Annotated in this window: 10 protein-coding genes and 1 riboswitch; of the genes, 3 read left to right on the plus strand and 7 right to left on the minus strand. The window is 67.4% G+C overall.

Annotation, left to right across the window (positions count from 1 at the left end; genetic code table 11):
• Nucleotides 1-32: 32 nt before the first annotated feature.
• Nucleotides 33-644 carry a TetR/AcrR family transcriptional regulator gene (locus A5727_RS21945; RefSeq protein WP_068254984.1) on the plus strand — a complete coding sequence of 204 codons (612 nt, stop codon included), beginning with the start codon at nt 33-35 and terminating at the stop codon, nt 642-644.
• A 54-nt stretch (nt 645-698) separates the two neighbouring features.
• Here A5727_RS21945 and A5727_RS21950 read toward each other — a convergent pair whose 3' ends face one another.
• Together A5727_RS21950 and A5727_RS21955 are read right to left on the minus strand one after the other, a co-directional pair.
• Nucleotides 699-1,577 carry an oxygenase MpaB family protein gene (locus A5727_RS21950; RefSeq protein WP_068254989.1) on the minus strand — a complete coding sequence of 293 codons (879 nt, stop codon included), beginning with the start codon at nt 1,575-1,577 and terminating at the stop codon, nt 699-701.
• Nucleotides 1,574-1,798 (minus strand): hypothetical protein, encoded by a 225-nt coding sequence (locus tag A5727_RS21955; RefSeq protein WP_068254992.1) that lies wholly within the window; start codon nt 1,796-1,798, stop codon nt 1,574-1,576. Before A5727_RS21955 ends, A5727_RS21950 begins: the two co-directional genes overlap by 4 nt.
• A gap of 133 nt (nt 1,799-1,931) precedes the next feature.
• Between A5727_RS21955 and A5727_RS21960 the strand changes: the two genes are divergently transcribed.
• Nucleotides 1,932-3,170, plus strand: coding sequence for a TetR/AcrR family transcriptional regulator (locus tag A5727_RS21960; RefSeq protein WP_068254995.1), 1,239 nt, complete (start codon nt 1,932-1,934; stop codon nt 3,168-3,170).
• Here A5727_RS21960 and A5727_RS21965 read toward each other — a convergent pair.
• The 4 genes from A5727_RS21965 to thiC form a co-directional block, all read right to left on the minus strand.
• Nucleotides 3,167-3,451, minus strand: a complete 285-nt coding sequence (locus tag A5727_RS21965; RefSeq protein WP_231992184.1) for a DoxX-related protein — start codon at nt 3,449-3,451, stop codon at nt 3,167-3,169. The genes A5727_RS21960 and A5727_RS21965 overlap by 4 nt on opposite strands.
• A gap of 14 nt (nt 3,452-3,465) precedes the next feature.
• Nucleotides 3,466-4,089, minus strand: coding sequence for an alpha/beta hydrolase family protein (locus tag A5727_RS21970; RefSeq protein ID WP_068255069.1), 624 nt, complete (start codon nt 4,087-4,089; stop codon nt 3,466-3,468).
• Complete coding sequence (gene thiD, locus A5727_RS21975; RefSeq protein WP_068255001.1) at nt 4,089-4,931, minus strand: bifunctional hydroxymethylpyrimidine kinase/phosphomethylpyrimidine kinase; 843 nt, start codon at nt 4,929-4,931, stop codon at nt 4,089-4,091. Before thiD ends, A5727_RS21970 begins: the two co-directional genes overlap by 1 nt.
• Nucleotides 4,928-6,505 (minus strand): phosphomethylpyrimidine synthase ThiC, encoded by a 1,578-nt coding sequence (gene thiC, locus A5727_RS21980; protein WP_068255072.1) that lies wholly within the window; start codon nt 6,503-6,505, stop codon nt 4,928-4,930. Before thiC ends, thiD begins: the two co-directional genes overlap by 4 nt.
• A riboswitch (TPP riboswitch) is annotated at nt 6,498-6,607 on the minus strand. (Overlaps the previous gene by 8 nt.)
• 101 nt (nt 6,608-6,708) lie before the next feature.
• Between thiC and A5727_RS21985 the strand changes: the two genes are divergently transcribed.
• On the plus strand, nt 6,709-8,451 hold the full coding sequence (locus A5727_RS21985) for an MFS transporter (protein ID WP_068255004.1): 1,743 nt from the start codon (nt 6,709-6,711) through the stop codon (nt 8,449-8,451).
• A 10-nt stretch (nt 8,452-8,461) separates the two neighbouring features.
• Here A5727_RS21985 and A5727_RS21990 read toward each other — a convergent pair whose 3' ends face one another.
• Nucleotides 8,462-8,845 (minus strand): DUF7715 family protein, encoded by a 384-nt coding sequence (locus tag A5727_RS21990; protein ID WP_068255007.1) that lies wholly within the window; start codon nt 8,843-8,845, stop codon nt 8,462-8,464.
• Nucleotides 8,846-8,891: the final 46 nt, after the last annotated feature.

Genomic DNA, 8,891 nt, shown 5'->3' on the forward strand with positions numbered 1-8,891 from the left:
AACTCTGAGTATGAAAGTTACGTACACGCAGTATGGAAGTCAAGGGTTCAGTTCGTCGCACCCAGGCGCAGCGCACCGCGGCCACGCGCGCCAACCTGGTGTCCGCGGCCCGGGCGCTGTTCGCCACCAGGGGTTTCGCCGAGGTGTCCACGCAGCAGATCGTCGAGGCCGCCGGCGTGACGCGCGGTGCGCTCTACCACCAGTTCGCGGACAAGGCCGACCTGTTCACGGCCGTCTACGAACAGGTCGAGAAGCAGTTGGTGGCCGATGTCGGTGCCGCCATCGCCGCACACGAGCCGGCCGGCCCGGCCGCGGCGATGCGGGTGGGCGCCCGGTTGTTCCTCCAGCACTGTTCGGCGGCCGATGTGCAGCAGATCGTCCTCGTGGACGCACCCACCGTGCTGGGGTGGGACCGGTGGCGTGAGATGGGCGTCAAGTACGGGCTCGGCGTCATCGAGGGCATGCTCGCCGCGGCCGTCGCCGAGGGCGAGATTCCCGCCACGCCGCTGCGCCCGACGGCTCACGTGCTGCTCGGTGCGCTGGACGAGGCCGCGCTCTACGTGTCGCGGGCCGCCGACCCGCAGCGCGCGCTCGAGGAGATGTACGTGGTCTGCGACCGGATCATTGCCGGGATCGAGGGCTGACCACGCGGGTGCCGCGCAGCGCGAGCAGGTGTCGGGTGGTCAGTTCACCGTTCGTCAGATCAACCTCTTTCCACGGCGCACCCTGATGCGGATGTCGGCCAGCAACAGTTGACTGCCGCCCTGGCGAATGAACTTGGGCAGGAACCGGTTCACCAGCGCGACGAACAGGAACAGGCGCTCGAACCACGTCTGCCGCCGGGCCGACCAGGTCACACCCAGCGCATCGCGGAACACCGGTGCCAGGAACCCCGTGGTGAGGAACTTCAGCAGCGGGACGAAGCCCGGGCGCAGCAGGGGGGTGATCATGCGCAGGTTGATCAGGTCGGTGAGATAGTCGCGGACGGTGTCGTCCATGGACACCCGCGCACACGCGGCATTCCAGTACTCGTCGAAGGCCGTGCGGGTGGGTGGCCACTGGTCCTCGGTCACCTGAAGGGTGGTCCCCAGGGTGAACGCCGATCGATAGAAGTCCTCCGCGGCCTGCGGCGTCAACTGGCCGCGCAGCAGCTGGTAGGTGTCCTCAAGGCCGACGAAAAGGCATGCGGCAACCCACATCTGAAGGTCCCGGTCGAAGGCGTTGTACTGCACCGGGCTCTCGGGGGTGGACTTGACCTGCCGATGGGCGCCGTTGACGGCCTCGCGGTAGGCGGCCTTGTCCTCCGGGGTGCCCAGGATCGCGACCGCCAGATAGCTGAACGTCGTCCGGGCTCGCTTCCACGGATGGTGCATGAGGCTGCCGGACTCCACCACACTCTCCGCGACGCCGTGCCCGACACCGGGCAGCGCCAACTGCATGACCACGTTGGCCGCGCCTGCGGCGAACGACCAGAAGTCCATCGCGTCGGCGACGGTCACCTCGCGGTCGTCCCACCGCGCGGTGCGCCGCGTGATGGTGATGCGGGTGTCGGACGCCGACAGGGCGGGCGTGCTCATGTCATGCAGACGTTGGAGAACAGCAGGACCGGCCAGGACACGATCGATCCCAGGAATGACACCACCAGGTCCGCGCCGGTCAGGTGGTCGAGGTGATCGGTGTGGGTCATCGACCAGATGACGCCGATGATCAGGTATGGCGTGCCGAGAATGAGCCCCAGGCCGATCAGTTCCGCGACCGTGAACTGATAGCTCAACACCTGACGCAGCTTCGCGAGCATGTGCGCATCCTTCTCGAGGGGCCGGGCACCGTGGTCTGCGCACTATGTTAACCGCCATTCGGATGTCGAGGGGCATATTGGAAGGCCGACTGGAACAGAGGTGGGCAGTGCCGTTCGCCGCTAGGGTGAATGCGTGCCGACACCGCGAACCGCTTCGACCGATCGTGTTCGTCGGCGCCCCAAGGACCGAAAAGCCCAGATCGCCAGGGTTGCGGCGGAGGCGTTCAGTGCCCGCGGCTACCACGCTGTCGGGATGGACGACATCGCCGCCGTGCTCGACATCTCGGCCACCGCGCTCTACCGGCATTACGCCAACAAGTACGACATGTTTCGCGCGGCGGTGCTCACCCTCGGCCAGCAACTCGTCGACGCGACGAGCTTCTGCGACGACGCCGCGCCCGACCTCACCGATGAGGACGCCGTCGAACTTCAGGCCCGCATGGTCGACGCCATCGTCGACGTGGCGTTGGCCAACCGGGACTCCGCGGGCCTGTACCGCTGGGAGGGTCGCTACCTCGAGGGCGACGACCAGGCCGCGCTGATGTCTCAGATCCGCGTCGTCAACCGGCGGATCCAGATTCCACTGCGCCAGCGCAGGCCCCAGCTGTCGTCATCGGAACGGTGGACGCTGTCGTCGGCCGCGATGAGTGTCATGGGCAGCATCGCCGACCACCGCGCCAAACTGCCCCCGCCGCAGACCAAGGAGCTGATGCGGCGACTCGTCGGGGCGGTGCTCGACGCCGACCTGCCCACCGCCGCCGACGCTGCGGCCCAGCCGAGCGTCTCGCCCCGGCCGGTCGCCGAGACCGCCGCCATCGGCCGGTACGAGGCCGTGCTCCAGCAGTCGCTGCTGCTGTTCGACGAGCATGGGTACCACGAGACCGGAATGGGTCAGATCGCGGCCGCGGTGGGGATGCCGACCTCGGCGATCTATCGCTACTTCGCCGGCAAACAGGACATTCTGGCCGCGGTGTTCCGGCGTGCCGCCGACCGTGTGTCGGGCGAGCTGACGTCGGCGCTGGCCGGTGTCACCGACTCGCGCGAGGCGCTGCTGCGGCTGGTCGAGGCGTATGTGGCCAGCGCGTTCGCATATCCGGAGCTGTCGTATGTGTATTACGCCGAACGTGTGAACCTGGGTGCCGCCGATCAGGAGATGCTCCGCAATGTGCAGCGTTCGACCGTCGGGTCATGGGCCCGACTGCTCGTCGACGTCCGACCCGAGTTCTCCAGCGCGCAGGCCCGGTTCGTCGTGCACGCCGCGATGGCGCTGGTGATCGACCTCGGCAGGCTGGTGTCCTACCAGGATTCCGCACACGCTCAGGCGTGTGTGCGGCGCATGATGCACGTGACTCTGGGGGTCGAACCGCTCTAGCGGTTGTTGCGGACCGCGTTGCCGCTCAGATACGCCAGGTATCCGATGGCCCCGACGATCGCGGCGTTGCGGGTGCGGCCGCTGATCAGGCCCAGTCCGAGTGCGGTCTCGATGCCGCCGTTGGTGTAGACGTGCTGGCGGGTGCGACGGGGGAACGCCGGCTTGGTGATCGGCTCGAACAGGTTGGGGCTGGTGAAATGGGCCACGCCCACGCCTGCCAGGCCGAGTCCGAGGACCTTGGTCAATGTTCGCCTGCCGCTTCGCAACTGGTCAGCTGTCACCAGCGCACAGTATCTTACTCGGGAGTAAGATGGAAGAGCTTGACGGCCGCGTCGACCGCGAGCGCGGGAACATCGAGTGTCTTGGAGCCCAGATCGTGCCGCGCCCCGGTGATCTCGACGACCTCGGTCGGCCCGGTGACCAGGCCGGCCGCGGCGCGAAGTTCATCGATGCTGCCGAACGGGTCGGACGTCCCGTGGGTGAACACCGTCGGGACCGTGATCGCGGGCAGGTGCTCGGTGCGGGCGCGTTCGGGTTTACCGGGCGGATGCAGCGGATAGGAGAACAGCGTCAGGACGTCGACGCGGGTGCCCTCCGCCACGGCCATGGACGTCATCCGTCCTCCGTAGGAATGCCCGCCCGCGATCACCGGGCCCCCTAGGGTGCGCGCCGCCTCGATCGCCTCCACGACGCCGGCCTGATCGGCCTTGGCCGACCCGGAGGGCGGTCCCTTCGGGCGACGACGCCGGTACGGCAGGTTGTAGCGCACGGCGAGCCACCCGCGACTGGCCCACTGGTCGCAGATGCGGATCAGCATCGGCGACTCACGGTCACCGCCGGCGCCGTGGGTCAGCACCACGGTGCCCTGTGGCGTGCCGTCGGGTTCGTGTGCGATCCCCGCGATGGCCTCGAGGTCGATCACGGGGAGACCTGCAGGCGGAACAGTGCCGACACCGGCCCGTGGCCCGCGCCGAGCGGGTAGGCCGCGCGGAGGCATTCGGTGACCCACGTTTTGCCGAACTCCACCGCATCCGGCACCGAAAAGCCGTGCGCCAGCGCCGACGCCGTCGCCGCCGCCAAGGTGTCCCCGGCGCCGTGGTCGTGGGGCGTGGGCACGCGTGGCTTCTCGTACTCGTGGAAGTCCGTGCCGTCGAACAGCAGGTCGGGACTCATCTTCGAGGACCGAAGATGGCCGCCCTTGACCAGCGCCCACTGCGGGCCCAGGGCGTGCAGGGCGCGGGCGGCCTCGCGCTGCGAGGCCTCGTCGACGACGTCGATCCCGACCAGCAGGCGCACCTCGTCGAGGTTCGGCGTGACCAGTGTGGCCAGCGGAAACAGTTCGTTGCGCACCGAATCCAGGGCCGAGGGGTGCAGCAGCGGATCACCGTGCATCGAGGCACACACCGGGTCCACGACCAGCGGGACCTGTCCGGCCAGGCCCTCGGCGCGCCAGGTCTCGGCGACGGCCCCGATGATCTCCGAGGATGCGAGCATCCCGGTCTTGGCGGCCTGGATGCCGATGTCCGAGGTCACGGCGCTGATCTGATCGGCCACAATGTCGGTCGGGAGTTCGTGAAAGGCCTTGACGCCCACCGAGTTCTGGACGGTCACCGCCGTCATCGCGACGCAGCCGTGGATCCCGAGCATGGCGAAGGTGCGCAGGTCGGCCTGAATGCCTGCGCCACCTCCGGAGTCCGACCCGGCGATGGTCATGACCCGCAGCGGTGTCTGCGCCGGCGGGGTGAGCGGTAACAGGTTCACGATGCCGATTCTGCCAAGGGCAGGTAGACGCGGTTCCCGTGGTCGGCGAACTCCTGCGACTTCGCCGCCATCGCGTCGCGGATGTCCTGCGTGATGCGCATCGAGCAGAACTTCGGACCGCACATCGAACAGAAGTGCGCGGTCTTGGCGGGCGCGGCGGGCAGTGTCTCGTCGTGGAACTCGCGGGCGGTGTCGGGATCCAGCGACAGGTTGAACTGATCCTCCCAGCGGAACTCGAAGCGGGCTCTGGACAGCGCGTCGTCGCGTTGTTGGGCCCTCGGATGTCCCTTGGCCAGGTCGGCCGCGTGGGCGGCGATCCGGTAGGCGATCACCCCGTCCTTGACGTCCTTGCGGTTGGGCAGGCCGAGGTGCTCCTTGGGGGTGACGTAACAGAGCATGGCGGTGCCGGCTTGGGCGATGATGGCCGCGCCGATCGCCGAGGTGATGTGGTCGTAGGCGGGCGCGATGTCAGTCGCCAATGGGCCCAGCGTGTAGAACGGCGCCTCCTCGCAGAGTTCCTCCTCGAGACGGACGTTCTCGACGATCTTGTGCATCGGCACATGGCCGGGACCCTCGATCATCACCTGCACGCCATGGCTTTTCGCGATGGTGGTGAGCTCGCCCAGGGTGCGCAGTTCGGCGAACTGGGCGGCGTCGTTGGCGTCGGCGATGGAACCGGGGCGCAGCCCGTCGCCGAGGGAGAACGTCACGTCGTAGCGTGCCAGGATCTCGCAGAGTTCGGCGAAGTGCGTATACAGGAACGACTCGGTGTGGTGCGCCAGGCACCAGGCCGCCATGATCGATCCGCCGCGACTGACGATCCCGGTGACCCGGTCGATGGTCAGCGGGATGTGTCGCAGCAGCACCCCGGCGTGCACCGTCATGTAGTCGACGCCCTGTTCGCACTGCTCGAGCACCGTGTCGCGGTACACCTCCCAGGTCAGTCGGGTCGGATCGCCGCCCACCTTCTCCAGCGCCTGGTACATCGGCACGGTGCCGACCGGGACGGGGGAGTTGCGCAGGATCCACTCGCGGGTCTGGTGGATGTCGGCACCGGTGGACAGGTCCATGATCGTGTCGGCACCCCATCGGGTGGCCCACACCATCTTGTCGACCTCCTCGGCGATCGACGAGGTCACCGCGGAGTTGCCGATGTTGGCGTTGACCTTCACCGCGAAAGCCTTGCCGATGACCATCGGTTCGGCCTCGGGGTGCCTGTGGTTGGCGGGGATGACCGCGCGACCGGCCGCCACCTCGTCGCGCACGAGTTCCACTGGGACGCCTTCACGTTCGGCGATGAACGCCATCTCGCTGGTGATCTCGCCCGCTCTGGCGCGCTGCAGCTGCGTGCCGCGGTCGGTGACCACGTTGGGCCGCGGCGGCAGGCCCCTGGCGAGGTCGATCGTCACGGCGGGGTCGGTGAAGGGCCCCGAGGTGTCGTAGAGGTCGAGGTGCTCGCCGTTGCTCAAGTGCACGCGACGGAACGGGACGCGCGACCCGTCGGGCAGGTCGCGATGGACCTTGGTGCTGCCCGAAATGGGTCCGGTGGTCACCGTGGAAATGGGTACAGCCATCTTCATCACTCCCTACGCCGGCATTACCCGGTCAGGTTCATCCGGTCGACGGCCCCAGCCGTCCTCTCAGCACGCTCGGTGCGCGCTCCCGGGGGTTACGGGCCCAACTTAGCGCATGGTCCGGTCGGGGACGGGGAATACGGTTTGCTCGGAGATGATTTGTATAGCTAATATATGTGAATCTGAACGAGACGATGAGGCTGATGACGACCGACACAGACACCACGACTGCCGAGGTCGCGACCGCGCGCCGGCGCATCCAGATGGACCACGACCACCCGAGGTACAAGTGGGTCGTACTGTCCAACACCACCCTGGGCACGCTGTTGGCCACCATCAACGCCTCGATCGTGCTGATCTCGCTGCCGGCCATCTTCCGCGGTATCGGGTTGAACCCCTTGGCGCCGGGAAACGTCGGCTACCTGCTGTGGATGCTGATGGGCTATCTCGTGGTCACGGCCGTGCTCGTGGTCCCATTCGGACGCCTCGGAGACATGCTGGGCCGAGTCCGCATCTACAACCTCGGTTTCGTCATCTTCACCCTGGCCGCGATCGCGGTGTCGTTCGACCCGTTCCACCTGGGAGCGGGCGCGGTGTGGATGATTGCGTGGCGGGTGGTCCAGGGGGTTGGTGGAGCCATGCTGATGGCGTCGTCGTCGGCGATCCTGACCGATGCCTTCCCGGCCAATCAGCGTGGAATGGCGTTGGGCGTCAACATGGTTGCCGCCGTCGCCGGATCCTTCCTCGGTCTGCTGATCGGCGGCGTGCTCTCGGAGATCCATTGGCAGGCCGTGTTCTGGGTCGGAGTGCCGATCGGCGTCTTGGGCACTGTCTGGAGCGTGCGGTCGCTGCGTGAGATCGGCACGCGGAGTCCCGGGCGGATCGACTGGGCGGGCACGCTGACCTTCGGCGTCGGACTGACCGTGCTGCTGCTGGGGATCACCTACGGCATCCAGCCCTACGGCACGTCGTCCACCGGGTGGGGGAATCCCGCGGTGCTGGGCTCGATCGGTGTGGGTCTTGCGCTGCTGGTGGCGTTCTGTGTGATCGAACTCAAGGTCGACCAGCCGATGGTGGACATGCGGTTGTTCAAGTCCGCGTCGTTCGGGATGGGCAACCTGGCCGGCCTGATGTCCTCGGTGGGCCGCGGCGGTCTGCAGTTCATGCTGATCATCTGGTTGCAGGGCATCTGGCTGCCGCTGCACGGGTACACCTTCGAGTCCACGCCGCTGTGGGCCGCGATCTACATGCTGCCGATCACGGTGGGCTTCCTGATCGCCGGTCCGATCGCCGGATCGCTGTCCGACAGGTTCGGTGCGCGCCCGTTCACCGTCGGCGGCATGGTCATGATGGCCGTGACGTTCGTCGCGCTGCTGATGATCCCGGTGAACTTCGACTACTGGGTGTTCGCGGTGCTGATCTTCTTCAACGGGTTGGGCGGCGGCATCTTCACCGCGCCCAACACCGCGGCGATCATGTCGAGTGTGCCCGCCGCGCAGCGCGGAGCCGCTTCAGGTGTGCGTGCGACGTTCTTCAACGCCGGGTCGTCGCTGTCGATCGGGATCTTCTTCTCGCTGATGATCGTCGGGTTGGCCGGCACGCTGCCGGGCGCGTTGAGCAGTGGCCTTCAGGCCCAAGGCGTTTCGGCCGCGGTGGCCCAGGATGTGGCCGACCTGCCGCCCGTCGGCAGTCTGTTCGCGGCCTTCCTGGGCTACAACCCGATCGCCGAACTGCTCGAACCCTCTGGCGCGCTGCATCATCCGGGCGTGAATGTCGATGTATTGACCGGTCAGACGTTCTTCCCCGAGTTGATCACCGAACCCTTCCACGCCGGCCTCGTCGTCGTGTTCGGCGCCGCGGCCATCATGATGGTGATCGGCGGGATCGCCTCGCTGTTCAATGCCGGCCGGTACGGCACCGAACCGGGTGCGGACAACGCCGCCTGACCACGCCGTTTCAGCGGAACAGCGCACCTCGTAGGAAGAACTGGTCGCGGTCACGCGTGATGATCGCGCCGACCGGCAACTGCGCGGCGATCTCCAGGTTGTCGTCGGCAACGCTCTCGGCCCAGTCGACCGGCCATCCGCCGTCGCCGAGGCTGGTTTCGAATGCCAGCACCACGTCGTCCCGCGTCATCGTGGATTCGGCGACCATCGCAGTGGTGGTCGCACGGTGTGAGGCCGCGCCCGCGAAGCCGCGACCGCATCCGCACGGCCCCCGCGGGTCGTTGAGGTCGCGATCGCAGGGTTCCTGGATCCAGACCAACTCGCGCTCCACGCAGTAGTGGTAGTCACGCGGGCTGGTGCCCTGCGTGAATCCGGTTGCCACAAGGATTTTCATGCTCCGGAGCTCTCCTAGAAGGGGGGTTCGTCGGTGTTGATGCCGC

This window comes from Mycobacterium sp. ACS4331 (assembly GCF_001667265.1).
Classification (GTDB): Bacteria; Actinomycetota; Actinomycetes; order Mycobacteriales; family Mycobacteriaceae; genus Mycobacterium.